Origin of the sequence: Nocardioides jensenii JCM 1364 = NBRC 14755 (assembly GCF_001552535.1) — a bacterium.
Classification (GTDB): Bacteria; Actinomycetota; Actinomycetes; order Propionibacteriales; family Nocardioidaceae; genus Nocardioides; species Nocardioides jensenii.
In genome coordinates this window covers 1-16,418 of record NZ_BCRJ01000146.1, presented here as the reverse complement: position 1 = coordinate 16,418, position 16,418 = coordinate 1, and the positions used below count along the sequence as shown (strand labels likewise).

Annotated in this window: 13 protein-coding genes; 7 read left to right on the top strand and 6 right to left on the bottom strand. The window is 70.5% G+C overall.

All coding sequences use genetic code 11. The features are described from left to right. From NJ4_RS24075 to NJ4_RS24065, 3 genes are all read left to right on the top strand, one after another. On the top strand, positions 1 to 1,164 hold a 1,164-nt coding region (locus tag NJ4_RS24075; RefSeq protein WP_174524633.1), incomplete at its 5' end, for an FG-GAP-like repeat-containing protein. Between the two features lie 91 nt (positions 1,165 to 1,255). After that, complete coding sequence (locus tag NJ4_RS24070; RefSeq protein WP_067441746.1) at positions 1,256 to 3,325, top strand: protein kinase domain-containing protein; 2,070 nt, start codon at positions 1,256 to 1,258, stop codon at positions 3,323 to 3,325. 15 nt (positions 3,326 to 3,340) lie between these two features. Next, a complete protein-coding gene (locus NJ4_RS24065; RefSeq protein WP_067441743.1) occupies positions 3,341 to 5,419 on the top strand; it encodes a protein kinase domain-containing protein in 2,079 nt (692 codons plus the stop codon). Positions 5,420 to 5,441: 22 nt separating this feature from the next. On the opposite strand, the gene NJ4_RS24060 is transcribed toward NJ4_RS24065, so the two are convergent. Continuing rightward, complete coding sequence (locus tag NJ4_RS24060; protein ID WP_067441740.1) at positions 5,442 to 6,728, bottom strand: adenylosuccinate synthase; 1,287 nt, start codon at positions 6,726 to 6,728, stop codon at positions 5,442 to 5,444. A gap of 104 nt (positions 6,729 to 6,832) precedes the next feature. Between NJ4_RS24060 and NJ4_RS24055 the strand changes: the two genes are divergently transcribed. Next, positions 6,833 to 7,756: a diacylglycerol/lipid kinase family protein gene (locus NJ4_RS24055; RefSeq protein ID WP_245644693.1), complete on the top strand. Its 924-nt coding sequence runs from the start codon at positions 6,833 to 6,835 to the stop codon at positions 7,754 to 7,756. Here NJ4_RS24055 and NJ4_RS24050 read toward each other — a convergent pair. Further along, positions 7,753 to 8,721 (bottom strand): helix-turn-helix domain-containing protein, encoded by a 969-nt coding sequence (locus tag NJ4_RS24050; protein WP_067441734.1) that lies wholly within the window; start codon positions 8,719 to 8,721, stop codon positions 7,753 to 7,755. The two genes, NJ4_RS24055 and NJ4_RS24050, sit on opposite strands and share 4 nt — an antisense overlap. 204 nt (positions 8,722 to 8,925) lie before the next feature. Here NJ4_RS24050 and lysS point away from each other — a divergent pair, with 204 nt between their 5' ends. Continuing rightward, positions 8,926 to 10,632: a lysine--tRNA ligase gene (lysS, locus tag NJ4_RS24045; protein WP_067441731.1), complete on the top strand. Its 1,707-nt coding sequence runs from the start codon at positions 8,926 to 8,928 to the stop codon at positions 10,630 to 10,632. Between the two features lie 90 nt (positions 10,633 to 10,722). Here lysS and NJ4_RS24040 read toward each other — a convergent pair whose 3' ends face one another. Next, positions 10,723 to 11,781, bottom strand: a complete 1,059-nt coding sequence (locus NJ4_RS24040) for a YeiH family protein (RefSeq protein ID WP_217996984.1) — start codon at positions 11,779 to 11,781, stop codon at positions 10,723 to 10,725. 101 nt (positions 11,782 to 11,882) lie between these two features. On the opposite strand from NJ4_RS24040, the gene NJ4_RS24035 reads away from it, so the two are divergent. Next, positions 11,883 to 12,788, top strand: a complete 906-nt coding sequence (locus NJ4_RS24035; protein WP_067441725.1) for a LysR family transcriptional regulator — start codon at positions 11,883 to 11,885, stop codon at positions 12,786 to 12,788. 3 nt (positions 12,789 to 12,791) lie between these two features. Here NJ4_RS24035 and NJ4_RS24030 read toward each other — a convergent pair whose 3' ends face one another. Further along, entirely contained in the window at positions 12,792 to 13,205 is a 414-nt protein-coding gene (locus NJ4_RS24030) for a DUF3151 domain-containing protein (RefSeq protein ID WP_067441722.1), read from the bottom strand. A 92-nt stretch (positions 13,206 to 13,297) separates the two neighbouring features. Between NJ4_RS24030 and NJ4_RS24025 the strand changes: the two genes are divergently transcribed. After that, entirely contained in the window at positions 13,298 to 14,773 is a 1,476-nt protein-coding gene (locus NJ4_RS24025; RefSeq protein ID WP_067441719.1) for an MFS transporter, read from the top strand. Between the two features lie 40 nt (positions 14,774 to 14,813). Here NJ4_RS24025 and fbaA read toward each other — a convergent pair whose 3' ends face one another. Then, positions 14,814 to 15,845 carry a class II fructose-bisphosphate aldolase gene (gene fbaA / locus NJ4_RS24020; protein ID WP_067441716.1) on the bottom strand — a complete coding sequence of 344 codons (1,032 nt, stop codon included), beginning with the start codon at positions 15,843 to 15,845 and terminating at the stop codon, positions 14,814 to 14,816. A gap of 41 nt (positions 15,846 to 15,886) precedes the next feature. Next, the coding region (locus NJ4_RS24015) for a hypothetical protein (protein ID WP_217996983.1) at positions 15,887 to 16,418 on the bottom strand (532 nt) is incomplete at its 5' end.

The window sequence follows — 16,418 nt, the reverse complement described above, 5'->3', positions numbered from 1 at the left end:
CGCGTGGGCCTCGCGGCCGTCACCGCGCTCGTGGTCCTCGCCGGTGCCGGCGTCGGGCTCCGGCAGGCGCTCGTCGGTGACCCTGCACCGGCGCCGGACCCGGGCCTCAGCTCGACGGCCGCGGCCACCCGGTCACCACTGGTCACCGGAGACATCGACGGTGACGGCCTCGGCGACCTGATGTTCACGCGTTGGCGCCTGAAGAAGCCTCAACAGACCGTCACCATGACCAGCTCGGCGGCCCGCTTCTCCGAGCCGCGGACCACGAAGGCGCCCGAGGGGGACGAGCTCCTCGGAGACTTCGACGGCGATCATCGCCTCGACGTCATCGAGGCGACCTGGCTCAGCAAGACCAGCGCCCGCAGGAACGTCCGCTACTCATTGAGGACCCGGACCGGGGACGGCACCCCGGTCGACGAACGCGTCACGCTCCCCCGCACCGGGAAGTACGTCACGAACGTGATCGGCGACTTCGACGGCGACGGGTTGGACGACATCGCGTTCGCCACTGACCGCTCCCCGGGCGGCATCGAGGTGTGGGTTGCGTTGTCGACCGGCGACGGCTTCGGGGCTCCGAGCTCCTGGGTCAGGGACACCGGGCTGACCGACCTCTTCCACAACTCGCTGCTTCCCGGGGACTACGACGGGGACGGGGACACCGATCTGGCGGTGGAGGCGACGTTCGGACCCAAACAGCAAAAGTCGGGGCTGCACCTGATCAGGTCGGACGGCCGGGGCTTCGGCCAGCCCGGCAAGATCCGCCTGACTCCCCAGAACGGCTTCGGCACCGGAAGCGCGGCCCCGGCCGACGTCGACGGTGACGGCACCGACGAGCTGACCATGCTGCTCGACGCCGACGGGCAGCAGGAGGTCCGGATCCACCGACTGCGCACGGGCCGCTTCGACGCCGGTGAGTCCTGGGTGATCACCCCGCCCGGCATCGTCTACGGATCCTTCGTCGACACGGTCGCCTCTGACGTCAACGGCGACGGACTCGATGACCTGGTGCGCCTGGACCGGTGGAACGAGGAGCCGTGGGTGATCGACGTGCTGATCTCGACCGGCACGAACTACGAGCAGCCGTCCCGCCGGACCGTCTTCGACTGCGCCAACGAATGCAACTGGGCCCAGGCCGACATCATCGGGCCGTTCGAGCTGCAGTGAGCCCGACCCTGTCCCGACGACTGCCGTGGTTCGACTGTGCCTCGGGTGGGCATGGTGACCTCGTGCTCGACGCCATCCCTGGAAGACCTCGATGACCTCCGTGCCCCTCGTCGGGCAGGACTTCGGCCGCTACCACCTCGACCGTCTGCTCGGGCAGGGCGGCATGGGCATGGTGTTCCTCGCCACCGACACCAGGCTGCGCCGCCAGGTCGCGCTGAAGGTGATGTCGGCGAACGTCGCAGGATCCGAGGACTTCCTCGAGCGCTTCCACCGCGAGGCCAACGTCCTGTCCAGGCTGAACTCTCCGCACATCACCCAGATCTTCGAACACGGCGACCACGACGGCGTGCCGTACATCGCCACCCAGTTCCTGCCCGGCGGCGATCTCGGCTCGTTGCTCGGGCGGCGTGGACGGATGCCGGTCCCGATGGCGGCCGCGGTGTGCGCCCAGATTGCCGCCGGACTCGAGGACGCTCACCGGGCCGGGGTTGTCCACCGTGACGTCAAGCCCGCGAACGTCCTCGTCCGCGACCCCGACCATCCGAGCCCGCAGGTCTACCTCTGCGACTTCGGCATCGCGCAGACCGAGCAGGCCGGCCTGACCATGGCCGGCGGCGTCGCCGGCACCTGGGCCTACCTGGCACCCGAGCGTTCCACCGGCGAGCCGGCGACCCCGGCCAGCGACACCTACGCCCTCGCTTGTCTCTTCTGGACGACGCTGACCGGGCGCCCGCCGTACGCCGGCAGCGACGTACAGATCGCCCTGTCCCACCGGACTGCCCCGATCCCCCGGTTCACCAGCGCGGAACCGACGGCAGTGGCGGTGAACGCCTTCATGACTCGCGCCATGGCGAAGGATCCGGCAGAGCGCTTCGCCAGCGCCGCCGAGATGAAGCGGGCGCTCGAGGAGCTGGCCGGAGACTCGTCCGGAGCGATCGACCCGGCTGAGGTCGACGAGCACGTCGTCACCCTTCCGGCACTTGCCCGCACCCGGCGCCGGCGTACGCCGTGGGTCGTCGGTGCGTTGACGATCGCACTGATCGCGGCCGGTGGCCTGTGGTGGAGCCAGTCGCGCCCCGACGACGACCCGGCTGCCGAGCCCCCCACCCGGGCCGAGGGGTCCGAGTCAGAACCGGACGCCGTGCTCGGCGACCTCGACGGCGACGGGTACGGCGACCTCGAGGTCGAGGCCGGAACCGAGGGCGAGGGTCGCGCACTGCTCTTTCGCGGGAACCCTGAGGGCGGTCCGGCGCTCAAGGCCACCGCCTCAACGGTCAACAACGTGCGGGTGCTCGCCGACTTTGACGGCGACGGCCGTGACGACATCGCCGAGTTGAGCACCGACACGGTGATGGTCGCCTTCGCCGCGGGCGGAAAGACCACCATTCGGCTCATGGGCCTCGAGCGGCAATCGGTCGACTACGTCCTGCGCGTCGGCGGCGACTTCGACGGCGACGGCTTGGCCGACCTGGCCGTGGCCACCACGCCTGCCAAATCCGTGGAGGAGGCGTTGAACAGCGCACCCGACAAGCCGACCACCATCCGGGTCTTCCTCAACCGTGGCAAGAAGTTCACCCGCGGAAGAGTGTGGGCCACCGAGCGGGTGACCGCCGAGTCCCAGCACTCCTGGGCGGTGGGCGACTTCGACGGCGACGGCCACGACGACCTGGTCGCCGTGAAGGAACGGGGTGGGGAGTTCCCCGTCGGCGACGACCGTGACCCGACGGACGGCCGCCTGGTGCTGCTCACCTCGAACGGCGCCCGGTTCGCCGCGCTGCCGGCACGCCGAGCCATCCCTGACTCCGCGACGTTGATCGCCATCACGGCGGTGGACTCCGACCATGACGGCACGGACGAGCTGGCCGAACACCACCGTGAGAGCGGCGACGAGCTGCATCTCTGGCGTGCCGGCCCTTCGGGGCTGACCCGGGGCGAGAGCATCACCGACCAGTTGGCCAACGACATGTGGCTGACCCTGGCCACCTCGGACGTCAACGGCGACGGGGTGCCTGACCTGTTGTTCGTGCCCGAAGGCGTCGAGGACGATGCCGAAGAGATCCTTGTCTCGCTCGGCACCTCTTCGGGTTTCGAGAACCCGGTCTACTGGGCAACGTGCCCGAAGTGCCACTACTCGGTGAACGCGCTCGACGCCATCGGCTGACCCCAGAGGACTCTCGTGCAACTCCCCCGCCCCGGCGACCAGTTCGGCCCGTATCGCATCGAGCGCGAGCTGGGTCATGGCGGAATGGGCACGGTTCTGCTGGCCACCGACACCGGACTCGACCGCCGGGTTGCACTGAAGGTGATGTGGCCCCACCACGCCTCGGACGACGCGTTCCGGCAACGCTTTCTGCGAGAGGCCACCACCCTGGCCCGCCTCGACTCGCAGCACATCACCACCATCTACGACCACGGCGTGCACGACGGCGTCCTCTTCATCACTACTCAGTACGTCGAGGGTGGTGACCTCGGGGCCCACCTCGACGAGCGGGGCTCGCTCGCCGCCAAGGACGCGGCACTCATCTGCGCAGAGGTCGCCGGCGCGCTCGACGACGCGCATCGGGCCGGGGTCGTGCACCGCGACGTCAAGCCGGCCAACATCCTGCTGCGATCCGCTGACGCCGCGTCCGGCGCCTACCTCTGCGACTTCGGCATCGCCCAGACCGAGGAGGGCCACGGGCTGACGATGACCGGAGCGCTCTCGGGCACCTGGTCCTGGCTGGCTCCCGAGAGAGTGCACGGCGAGCCGGCCACGCCGGCCAGTGACGTCTACTCACTGGGATGTGTGCTCTGGGCCTGCCTCAACAACGGTGCCGCGCCCTATGCCGGCTCCGACGTCGACGTGGCCGCAGCACACGTCTCCGCCGCCGTCCCTCGACTGCCCGGGGCCGACGCGTCGACCCGGCGCATCAACAACGTGCTGGCCAAGGCGCTGGCCAAGCACCCGAGTGACCGCTTCAAGAGCGCAGGCGCGTTTCGCGAGGCACTCCTCGCCGTCGCCCGGTCGGCCGGGTCATCCGACGACGCTCCGAACGCCGGCGCATCGACTCCGCGCCTCCGGATCATCGCCGGGGTGGCCGCGCTGCTGCTGGTCGGCGCGGCCGCAGTCGGCGTACGACATCTGGTGCGTGACGAACCCCGACCGGAGAGCGATCCCGGGAAGACCTCTGCGGCCGGGGCTGCCCGTGGGGAGCTCGTCCCCGGCGACGCGGACGGAGACGGCGCCAGCGATGTCACGTTCACCTGGGACCGTGGCGCCGGTGACGTCCAGCGCGTCACCCTGGCCGGTACGTCGAAGGGATTCGCGCCGCCCGTGATGACCGACAAGGCGCCGGGTGACGAGTTCCTGGCCGACGTCGACGGCGACGCACGCCTCGACTCGGTGATGGCGACACTGGCCGGGAAGGTCGGCCGGCCCGATCGGCCGCTGAGCCTCGAGGTCACCCTGGGCAACGGTCAGTCCACGACGACGCAGGTGACCATTCCGAGGTCTGGCCGCACCGTCGACTTCGCGCTCGGTGACTTCGACGGGGACGGGCGCGACGACCTGCTCGTCTCCACCGATCCACGCGCCGGCCACACCGAGCTGTGGGTGCTGGCCGCCACCGACGGCGGCTTCGCGGACCCCGTCTCCTGGGCGCGCGGATCCGGCCCGGGCAGCCCGGTCGCAAACCCGCTGGTTCCCGGCGACTACGACGGTGACGGCGACGACGACCTGGCCGTCGAGGCCCGCCTGGAGCCCCTCGCCCATGTCACGCCGGGCGAACGACGAGTCGGCCTGCTCCTGATCAGGTCGACGGGCAGCACGTTCGAGGCGCCCGGCCCCATGCGGCACGTGCCCACGGACGGCGCCGACTACGACGGCAGGATCGCCGGGAACTACACGGCGGCCGACGTCGACGGTGACAGTCGAGACGAGATCGTCGTCACCGTCACCCGGTACGACGACTGGAACGTCGCAACCCGCGTCTATCGGGCCCGGGGCAAGCGTTTCGACGACGGCGTCGGGTGGGGGGCGACCCGCATCATCACGGGGATCTTCGACTACGCGACCACCGCGGCAGACGTGAACCGGGACGGCCGTGACGACCTGCTGCGCGTGATCCGCGGCGACGGCGCGAAATGGCGCGTCGACGTGCTCGTCTCCACGGGCTCGAACTTCGAGCAACCGACCCGAGTCACGGCGTTCGACTGTCTCGAGTCGTGTGAGTACCGGACCTCACACGTCGTGCGGAGCTTCACGAACCTTCCGTGAGCTCCGGCGGCTGAGACCAGGCTCAGCGGTCGTGGACCACGATCGTCTGCTCGCGACCGGGACCGACGCCGACGCCCCAGAACGGCGCACCGCTGAGCTCCTCGAGTGCCTTCACGTAGGTCTGCGCATTCTTGGGCAGGTCCTCGAAGGTACGGCAGCCGGAGATGTCGCTCTTCCACCCCTCGAAGAACTCATAGACCGGCGTCGCGTGGTGGAACTCGGTCTGTGTCATCGGCATCTCGTCGACCCGCTTGCCGTCGATCTCGTAGGCCACGCACACCGGGATGCGGTCCCAGTCGCCGAGGATGTCGAGCTTGGTCAGGAAGAACTCGGTGAGCCCGTTGACCCGCGTGGCGTAGCGAGCGATGACCGCGTCGTACCAGCCGCAACGCCGGGTACGGCCGGTGGAGACACCGATCTCGCCGCCCAGGGTCTGCAGCTTCACGCCGTCGTCGTCGAAGAGCTCGGTCGGGAACGGCCCGGAGCCGACCCGGGTGGTGTAGGCCTTGATCACGCCGATGACGCGGTCGATGCGGGTGGGGCCGACGCCGGCGCCGACGCACACTCCACCGGCGACCGGGTTGCTGCTGGTCACGAACGGGTAGGTGCCGTGGTCGACGTCGAGCATGGTGGCCTGGGCGCCCTCGAAGAGCACGGTCTTGCCGTCGTCGAGCGCATTGTTGAGCAGCAGCGTCGTGTCGGCCACCATCGGCCGCAACCGGTCGGCGTAGGACAGGAGCTCCTCGACGACCGCGTCGGCCTCGATGGCGCGACGGTTGTAGACCTTGGTCAGCAGGTGGTTGCGCACGTCGAGCGCGGCCTCGATCTTCTGCGCCAGGATGCCCTCGTCGAAGAGGTCGGCGACGCGAATGCCGCAGCGGTTGACCTTGTCGGAGTACGCCGGCCCGATGCCGCGCCCCGTCGTACCGATCAGGTTCTTGCCGAGGAAGCGCTCGGAGACCTTGTCGATCGTCGAGTGGTACGACGCGATCACGTGCGCGTTCGCGCTGACCACCAGGTTGGCCACGTCGACGCCACGCTCGATCAGGCCGTCGAGCTCACGGAAGAGCGCTTCCGGGGAGACCACGACACCGTTGGCGATCACGCTGGTGGCGCCCGGAGTCAGGATTCCGCTGGGCAGCAGGTGGGTGGCGTACTTCTCGCCGTCGATCACGATGGTGTGACCGGCGTTGTGGCCGCCGCTGGTGCGGACCACGAAGTCGATGCTGGTGTCCTGCGCGAGCAGGTCAGTCGCCTTGCCCTTGCCTTCGTCGCCCCACTGGGCGCCAAGAACAATGATCGCGGGCATGAGGTGCCCCCTCCTGAACATGGAAACAGCCCGGCCGCAGCGCAGGGGCTGCAACGGGCTCTTGCGACCACACGTTACCAAAGCGACCGGTAGTGTCGCGGATCGTGGAACCCCTCCTTGTGATCACCAATGACGCGGCCGGCACCTCCGACGAGGCGACCCTCGACACCGCCCTCGGCGTGTTGCGCTCCCGGGCCAGCGTCGAGGTGGCCGCCACCTCCAACCCCGGAGAGCTCGACGGCGTGCTCCACCGGGCCGGAACCAGGCGCATCGTCGTGGCCGGCGGTGACGGAAGCATGCACGCGGTGATCGCCGCCCTGCACCGGCGCAACGAGCTCACCGGCAGAGAGATCGGGTTGATCCCCCTCGGCACCGGCAACGACTTCGCGCGGTCCATGGGCATCCCCGTGGACCCGGCCGAGGCCGCGGTCGTCGTACTGGACGGAACGGCGACGCCGACGGACCTGCTCATCGACGAGTTCGGCGACGTCGTGGTCAACAACGTCCACGTCGGGGCCAGCGCCCAGGCCGGTCGGCTCGGGGCCGCGGTGAAGTCGGTGATCGGCAAGGTGGGGCTCGGCAAGGTCGGCTATCCGATCGGTGCCGCCCTGGCGTCGCTGCGACCGCACGTCGTGCGGTTGAAGGTCGAGGTCGACGGTCGGGTGGTCAACGACCTCGACCAGCAGGTGCTGATGGTCGCGGTCGGCAACGGCTCCGACGTCGGCGGCGGCGCGACGCTCAACCCCGGCGCGGAACCCACCGACGGCATGGTCGACGTGATGGTCTCCCGGGCGGTCGGCCGGCTCTCTCGCCTGAGCTTCGCGGCCCTCCTGAGCCGCGGCCAGCACGCCACCCACGACGACGTCGTCACGGCGCGCGGACACACGGTCAGCGTGGCCGGCGAGCAGTTCTGGGCCAGCGCCGACGGCGAGATCCACGGGCCCGAGCGACGCCGCACCTGGCGCGTCGAACCGGGTGCCTACCTGCTGATGGTCCCGCCCGCCGAGCCCCAGGGCGCGCCTGCCTAGATCCAGCCCCGGCGAACCGCCTCGATGCCGGCCTGGAACCGGGTCTCGACGCCGAGCTCGACCAGCAGGTCGGCGATCCGGCGACGCACGGTGCGCAGGCTCAGGCCCAGGGTGCGGGCGATCTGCTCGTCCCGCGCACCACGCGCCAGCTGCTCGAGCAGCATGCGCCGGTTCAGGTCGGCCGTCCGGCCACCCGGCACCACGACGGCGCGGGCCCACAACTCCTCGAACAGCGTGGCGAGGGCTGCCATCATCGCCGGCTGGCGGAGCAGGAGGCGGCGCTCGTTGACGATCCCCCACTCCTCGGGGATCAGGGCACCGACGTCGGCCACGACCGCCATCCGGCTCGGCAGGTCGGCCACCAGCCGCACCTCCTCGCCGGCGTCGAGGCGCTCGAAGAGCGACGCGGGGGCCTCCTCGAGCACCCGGGCGGGATAGATCGCCCGCGAGCGCTGGCCGTTGGCCAGCGCCTCACGCACCGCCACGCTCATCTCCGACTCCTGCGGGAGCAGCCACTGGTCCGGTCGCAGCCACATCAGGCCGCCGGTGGACTCACGCACCCAGGCCTTGAGGATCTCGTGGATCCCCGCGCCCGCACGCAGCTCACTCTCGGGCAGTCCGGGGCCGGCCACCGGGTCGTCGATCAGGCCTCGGATCGAGGGCAGGGAGGCCCGCAGCCGGTCCAGTCGGTCGACCACGTCGCGCAGCTGGTCGGTCTCGACGGTGACCACGTCGTGCAGCAGCTGGGCCGGGGGCGGCACGACCACCACACCATCCTCCAGACGTACGACGCCCGCCCGGGTCAGTCGCTCCACCAGCGCCGGCAACGCGGCCGGTTCCACCGCGAGCGCCCGGGCCACATCCTCCACCGGTCGACCGGAGTGGGGCCGCAGCCGGCGGTAGAGGGAGAGCTCGGGCCCGGCCAGCCCGAGCACCGTGAGCGCATCGAGGCTCCGTGATCGCATGGTGGCAGGTTAGTGCCAGTGTCCACTTCATGACGGGACGTCCGGGGCAATCGGTGCCAAGATGCTCCTTGGCGGGGTAGCCATTCAGGGTCACACCGCGGGGGATGTGACCGTGAATGGGCCCCACCCGCCGACTGCTCCAGCCAGGCGACGCTCCGGTAGCGTTGGGCCCTCAGTCCAGCGCAGATTCTCAGGAGCACACCGATGGCACGTGGCGGAGCACAGAACCCGACCGACTGGGTGACCCGCGCGGCCGACGAGGCCGTGCGTCACGCCGGCGACGGCGCGGAGCTGATCACGGTCGCCTCGGGCGCCAGCCCCTCCGGCCCGATCCACCTGGGCAACCTGCGCGAGTTCCTGACCGTGCACTTCGTCGCCGAGGAGCTCCGCGGCCGGGGCCTCACCGTGCGTCACCTGCACAGCTGGGACGACTACGACCGGTTCCGCAAGGTGCCCGCGGGCGTCGACGAGTCCTGGAACGAGCACATCGGTCGCCCGCTCTCCGCCGTGCCCGACCCGTGGGACTGCCACACCAACTGGGCCGAGCACTTCAAGGCTCCGCTCCAGGAGGCCCTGGCGGCGATGGGCTGCGAGATGGACGAGCTGTCGCAGACCGAGCTCTACCGGGCCGGCACCTACCGCGAACAGATCCTGACCGCGGTGCGCAACCGTGACCGCATCGACGCCGTTCTCGCGCGCTACCGCACCAAGGCCGCGCCGGTCGCCGAGTCCGAGCAGGAGGCCGCGGCACTGGCCGACTCGGTCACCGCCGACGAGGACTCCGAGGTCAGTGAGGGCGTCGACGAGCTGGCCCGCTTCCCGTTCAAGCCCTACTGCCGCGACTGCGGCCGCGACACCACCACGGTCACGTCGTACGACGACGAGTCCACCGACCTGGCCTACACCTGCACCGCCTGCTCGTTCTCCGGCGTCACCAACCTGACCACGCAGGACGAGGGCAAGCTGGTCTGGAAGGTCGACTGGCCGATGCGCTGGGCCTTCGAGGGCGTCGACTTCGAGCCCGCCGGCATCGACCACGCCACCCCCGGTTCGTCGTTCACCGTCGGCAAGGAGCTGGTGAAGGTGATCTACGGAGGCCGCGCGCCGTCGTTCTTCGGCTACTCCTTCGTCGGGGTCGCCGGCATGGCCAAGATGTCGTCGTCCAAGGGCGGCGTGCCCACCGCGGCCGATGCGCTCAAGGTGCTCGAGGCTCCGATCCTGCGCTGGCTCTACGTCCGCCGCCAGCCCAAGCAGGCGTTCAACGTCGAGTTCGGTCCCGACGTCGTGCGGCTCTACGACGAGTGGGACGCGTTGGGCCGCAAGGCCGCCGACCCCGAGAAGCGTGACGCCCAGGTGCTCGCGTTCGAGAGGGCCTCGGCCACCACGAGCGCCGGCCGGCTGCCCACGCCCGAGGTCGTCGTACCCTTCCGCACCCTCGCCTCGGTGGCCGACGTCACCGCCGGCTCCGCCGACCTGATCAGCCAGGTCATCAACAAGGTCGGCAACGAGCACGAGTCGGTCGACCAGCTGCAGCCGCGCCTGGACCGGGCGATGCAGTGGACCACCGACTTCGTGCCGGTCGAGGACCGCACCATCGTCCGCGAGAGTGCGGACGCCGAGCGGCTGGCGTCGCTGTCCGACGACGAGTCACGCTGGATCTCCCTGCTCCTGGAGAATCTGCCCGCCTCGCTCGACCTCGACGAGGTGACCTCGGTGGTCTACGGCGTGCCGAAGCTGGCCCGCGGTCTGGCTCTCGACGATGCCCCGACCGACGAGGTCAAGGCCGACCAGAAGGCGTTCTTCAAGCTGCTCTACAACCTGCTGGTCGACAAGGACCGCGGCCCGCGTCTGCCCACGCTGGTCGTGGCGCTCGGGGCCGACAAGCTCCGATCGCTCCTCACCGCCCCTTAGTGCTCACGCGGGGTGATGGTCGCTCCACACGCGTCGTACGACGTGCGAACCGTCAGCACCACCGCACAAGTGCGCCGAGTCGAGATGCGCTCAGCTCACCAGGAAGACGGCCGGCAGGGCGATCAGCGCGACCAACACCGAGGCAGCGGCAGCCAGCGCCACCTCACGGCTGCGCAACGCCGAGAGGCAGGTGCGGTCCAGCCCGTGGCCCAGCGCGAACATCGCCGCGGCGAGCGCCCCGGACTGCACGAAGCCGGCGACGTCGAGCAGTGGCCCGGGCAGCGGCAGCCAGGTCCGGGCCACGCTGCCGAGGATGAAGACGGCCACGAAGGCGGGCATCAGCGGCGGACGGACGGCACCCTCGACCTCGGCGCCCCGTCGGCGGTCAGCCCAGGTCAGGGCGGTCAGCACCGGCGCCAGCATCAGCACCCGGCCGAGCTTGACCACGACCGCGACCTGGAGTGCGGCCCCGCCGAGCAGCCCGCCGGCGACGACGACCTGACCGACCTCGTGAACCGACCCGCCGGCCCAGGCGCCGGCGCCGACCGGGTCCACTCCGGTGACGACCGCGATTGCCGGGAGCAGCAGCATCGCGGCACTGCCGAAGACCACCACGAGGGCCACGGCAGAGGCGACGTCCTTCTCCTCCGAACGGCGTACGCCTGCCGTCGCGGCCACCGCGGCGGCGCCACAGATGGAGAAGCCGCAGGCGATGAGCAGCCGACGCCCGGGCGGTACGCCGAGTGCGCGGCCGAACAGCAGCCCGCCAGCGATGCCACCCGTGACGACGGCGACGATGACGAGCACCATCGCCCAGCCGAGGTCGAGCACGTCGGAGAGCACCAACTGCAGGCCGAGGAGCGCGACCCCGGTCCGCAGCACCCGGCGCGAGGCCACGGCGAGCCCGGGGGCAACGACCGCCGAGGGCCCACGAACGTTGCCGATCACGACACCCAGCACGATCGCGACCAGAACCGGGCTGAGCTGCGGCACCAGCCGGTGACCCAGCAGTCCGGCAGCGCCACCCGCCACCGCCAGGATCAGGCCGGGCCAGATCGCCGACGGGCGCATCGTCGTGGGTGCCGGCGCACCGGCGGACAGTGCACGAGTCTGAGGTGCGCGGGCCGGGGTCGTCCTGATCGTTGCCACCCTTCGAGGGTCGCCTCCACGCCCCTCCCGCGGTAGCCGTCGTTTCGGCATGCACTCATGCGCCTTGGATATGAGCTGATCCGAGGTCATATCATGCGTGCATGACCACCGATCGCCCCGACCTCACCGCGCTCGAGCTGCTGGTGCGCGTCGGCGAGCTCGGCTCCCTCGGCGCCGCGGCCAGGGCCGTCGACATGGCCCAGCCCAATGCCAGTCGCGCCATCGCCCGACTCGAACGCCAGCTGCGAGTGGTGCTCATCCACCGTTCGGCCACCGGATCGCGGCTGACCACCGAGGGCGGCGTCGTGGCCGAGTGGGCCCGTGAAGCGCTGGCCGGTGTCGACCGCGTCGTGGTCGGGGCCCTCTCCCTCGCCGAGGACCACAAGCCTCACCTGACCGTCGCTGCCAGTCTCACGATCGCGGAGTACCTCGCCCCCGGCTGGCTGGCGCGCCTGCGCAGACTCCACCCCGAGCTCCAGGTCAGCCTCGACGTGGGCAACTCCCACGACGTCCTGGAGGCGGTCGGCTCCGCCCGAGTGCCACTGGGGTTCGTCGAGTCACCGGTCGTGCCACGCACCGTCGGATCGGCGGTCGTCATGCGCGACCGGCTGGTGGTGATCGTGGCACCGGAACACCCCTGGTCGCGGCGCCGACGTCCGATCACCGCTGCCGAACTCGCCGCGACCCGACTGATCCTGCGCGAGGCCGGTTCCGGCACACGGGACACTCTCGAGGCCGCCCTGGCGCGCGAGGGTCACACCCTCAGCGAGTTGGAGATGGAGCTGGCCAGCACCGCCGCCGTGAAGGCCAGCGTCGCGACAGGTGGGGCACCGGCGGTGCTCAGCGAGCTGGCGGTCGTCTCCGAGCTGGCCGGCGGAGCGCTCGTCTCCGTCCCCCTCGACGAGGCGCTCGACCTGGCGCGCCCGCTGCGTGCGGTGTGGCCCCGGTCGACGCGCCCCACAGGCGTGGCCGCGGACGTCGTACGCATCGCCCGCGGCCGTTCCTGATCGTCAGTCCAACAGCTCGTCGTACGCCGTGGGGCTGGAGTCGCGCAGGAACTCCGAGCAGCGGTCCCACTCGGCCTGCTCACCGATCGCACGGGCGCTCTTCGCGAGCAGCGCCAGCGCGCGGAGGAAGCCGCGGTTCGGCGCGTGCTCCCACGGCACCGGGCCGTGGCCCTTCCAGCCGTTGCGCCGCAGCATGTCGAGCGAGCGGTGGTAGCCCACACGCGAATAGGCGTAGACGGTGACGTCGTCCGCGCCCTGCTCGAGCGCCTGCTCGGCCAAGGCGGCCCAGGCGAACGGCGAGTCCGGGTGGCTACGGACGGCGTCGACGGGCGACGTGCCGGCAGCCAGATCCGCGGCGGCCGGGTCTTCGGGGAGGTGTGTGGGCGGGGGTCCTGCCATCAGGTCGATGTGGCTCATGGACGCCAGCCTGCCACGGGCGGGGTCAGGGCTTGAGGTCGAGGCTCTCGGTCGAGGAATGGTTTGTGGGTGCAAGGGTGTTGAATCGAGTCGTGACCGACACCAACACCACTCCGGCCCAGGTCTCCGACGACGCCAGCCCGTGGCCGGCGCTCTTCGCCCTCTGCCTCGGCTTCTTCATGATCCTCGTCGACATGACGATCGTGACCGTCGCGACGCCCGACATCATGGACGACCTCGACGCCGAGGTGAACTCCGTGGTCTGGGTGACCAGCGCCTACCTGCTCGCCTACGCCGTGCCCGTGCTGATCACCGGCCGCCTGGGTGACCGGTTCGGCCCCAAGCGTCTCTACCTGGCCGGCCTGACAGTCTTCACGATCGCCTCCCTGTGGTGCGGGCTGACCGGCACCGTCGAGATGCTGATCGCCGCGCGGGTGCTGCAGGGCTTCGGTGCCGCCATGATGGCGCCACAGACGATGGCGATCATCACCCGCATCTTCCCGGCCGCCCGTCGCGGCCAGGCGATGTCCCTGTGGGGTGCCACCGCCGGTGTGGCCACGTTGGTCGGCCCGCTGCTCGGCGGCGTCCTGGTCGGCTCCCTCGGCTGGGAGTGGGTCTTCTTCGTCAACATCCCGGTCGGCATCGTCGCCTACGTGCTGGCCCACCGACTGGTCCCGTCGCTGGAGACTCACCAGCACTCCTTCGACTGGCTCGGCGTCACCCTCTCCGGCGTGGGCATGTTCTGCCTGGTCTTCGGCATCCAGGAGGGCCACCAGTACGACTGGTCCACGATCTCGGGAGTGATCACCGTGTGGCGGCTGATCATCGCCGGCATCATCGTGCTGGCGATCTTCGTCTACTGGCAGGCCCGCAACCGGCGCGAGCCACTGGTGCCGCTGCGCCTGTTCCGTGACCGCAACTTCTCGGTCTCCAACCTGGCCATCTCGACGATGTCGTTCGCGATCACCTCGATCGGCTTCCCGTTCATGCTCTACGCCCAGCTGGTCCGCGACCTCTCGCCCACCCGGGCGGCGCTCCTGCTGGTGCCGATGGCCCTGGTGAGCATCGTGCTGGCTCCCGGCATCGGCAAGCTGATCGACCGCGTGCACCCGCGCAACATCACCGCGATCGGCTTCCTGGCCGCCTCGGCCTCGCTGTTCTGGCTCTCCCGGGTGATGACGCCCGAGGCCTCGACCTGGGAGTTCATCGCACCGATGGCACTGCTGGGTGCTGGCAGCGCCGCAGTCTGGGCGCCGCTGACCGCGACCGCGACCCGCAACCTCCCGATGAACCTGGCTGGTGCCGGCGCCGGGGTATACAACGCCACGCGTCAGGTCGGCGCGGTGCTCGGCTCGGCCGCGATCGCCGTGCTCATGGATGCCCGTCTGGCCAAGCACCTGCCTGGTGTCGACGCCGGCCCCGAGGCCTCACTCTCGGGCTCGCTGCCCGAGCAGGTGCACGCCCCGTTCAGTCAGGCGATGGCCGACGCCATGCTCCTGCCGCCCGCCGTGCTGCTGGTCGGATTCGCCGCCGTGCTGCTCTTCGTCAAGCCCAGCCACGAACGCTGAGGCCCCGGCCCGCGTGCAACGCGGGGAGCCGGAAGGGTGGTCAGGCGAGCTTGGTGCCGGCGGAGCGCAGGTTCTCGCAGGCCTCGACCACACGGGCGGCCATGCCCGCCTCGGCGGCCTTGCCCCAGGCGCGCGGGTCGTAGGCCTTCTTGTTGCCGACCTCGCCGTCAACCTTGAGCACACCGTCGTAGTTGGCGAACATGTGCGCTGCGGCCGGGCGGGTGAAGGCGTACTGCGTGTCGGTGTCGACGTTCATCTTCACGACACCGAAGTCGACCGCCGCCGCGATCTCGTCGGCGCTCGAGCCCGAGCCGCCGTGGAAGACCAGGTCGAACGGCTTCGCGTCGGCGTCGAGACCGAGCTCGCTGACGACCGCCTTCTGGGCGATGTCGAGGATCTCGGGGCGCAGCTTGACGTTGCCGGGCTTGTAGACGCCGTGCACGTTGCCGAAGGTCAGCGCGGTCAGGTAGCGGCCCTTCTCGCCGACACCCAGCGCCTTGACGGTGGCCAGTGCGTCGGACGGCGTCGTGTAGAGCTTGTCGTCGATCGCTCCGACCACACCGTCCTCCTCACCGCCGACCACGCCGACCTCGATCTCGAGGATGATGCGCGCGGCGGCACAGGCCTCGAGCAGCTCCTCGGCGATCACCAGGTTCTCGTCGAGGTCGACCGCGGAGCCGTCCCACATGTGCGACTGGAACAGGGGCAGCTCGCCGCGGTCGACGCGCTCCTTCGACAGGGCCAGCAGCGGCCGGACGAACCCGTCGAGCTTGTCCTTGGGGCAGTGGTCGGTGTGCAACGCGATGTTGACCGGGTAGTTCTTGGCGACCTCGGCGGCGTACGTCGCGAACGCCACCGAACCGGTGACCATGTTCTTGACCGAAGGGCCGGAGAGATACTCGGCACCACCGGTGGAGACCTGGATGATGCCGTCGGAGCCGGCGTCGGCGAAGCCCTGGAGTGCGGCGTTCAGCGTCTGGGACGACGAGACGTTGATGGCCGGGTAAGCAAAGCCTCGGGCCTTGGCTGCGTCGAGCATCTCGGCGTAGACCTCGGGGGTGGCGATGGGCATCTCTGGGACTCCTCGATTTCACTGCGACGGTCGCGGTCAGCCTAGCCTGACAGATCGCACTTGAGCGCGGGCTCCGAACTCTGCGAACCACGCAGGGTGGTCACGGTCACGCAGCGTTCGCCGCGGGTGGGCAGCTCGATGCGCGTGCGATCGGTCTCGACGCCCTCACCTTCACGGGACACGGCGGCGGGGTCCTTCTGGAGGTGCAGGACGTAGCGGTCCCCCGGCTGCGGGTCCGGGTTCCTCCACGTCACGGCCAGGGTGTCCTGCCTCCATTTCACGGCCACGCCGGTCGGCTGCAACGGCCCGGCCGGACCCACCGGGTCGACCGCACTGGGCGTTGTCTCGGGGGCCGTGTCCTGCTCGGTCCCCTTCGGCGCTCGGTTGCCCAGCCACACCACCAGGGCGACCACGCACGCGACCACGGCCAGTCCCGCCAGGACCGCCGGCACTCGACTGCCACCACGGTGGCCTGCTCCCGGTCCGGAGTCCTCGCGGAGCGGCACGTGGGAGGGTCCAGCAGGCGACGACGCGGGGGCGCGCCGGACAGGCGCCGGGGGTGCCGGCGCCCCG

Excerpts from the sequence above, each read along its gene's own strand:
- fbaA (WP_067441716.1), bottom strand. The coding sequence starts at position 15,845 with ATGCCCATCGCCACCCCCGAGGTCTACGCCGAGATGCTCGACGCAGCC.
- NJ4_RS24030 (WP_067441722.1), bottom strand. The coding sequence starts at position 13,205 with ATGAGCCACATCGACCTGATGGCAGGACCCCCGCCCACACACCTCCCC.
- NJ4_RS24035 (WP_067441725.1), top strand. The coding sequence starts at position 11,883 with ATGACCACCGATCGCCCCGACCTCACCGCGCTCGAGCTGCTGGTGCGC.
- NJ4_RS24070 (WP_067441746.1), top strand. The coding sequence starts at position 1,256 with ATGACCTCCGTGCCCCTCGTCGGGCAGGACTTCGGCCGCTACCACCTC.
- lysS (WP_067441731.1), top strand. The coding sequence starts at position 8,926 with ATGGCACGTGGCGGAGCACAGAACCCGACCGACTGGGTGACCCGCGCG.
- NJ4_RS24060 (WP_067441740.1), bottom strand. The coding sequence starts at position 6,728 with ATGCCCGCGATCATTGTTCTTGGCGCCCAGTGGGGCGACGAAGGCAAG.
- NJ4_RS24050 (WP_067441734.1), bottom strand. The coding sequence starts at position 8,721 with ATGCGATCACGGAGCCTCGATGCGCTCACGGTGCTCGGGCTGGCCGGG.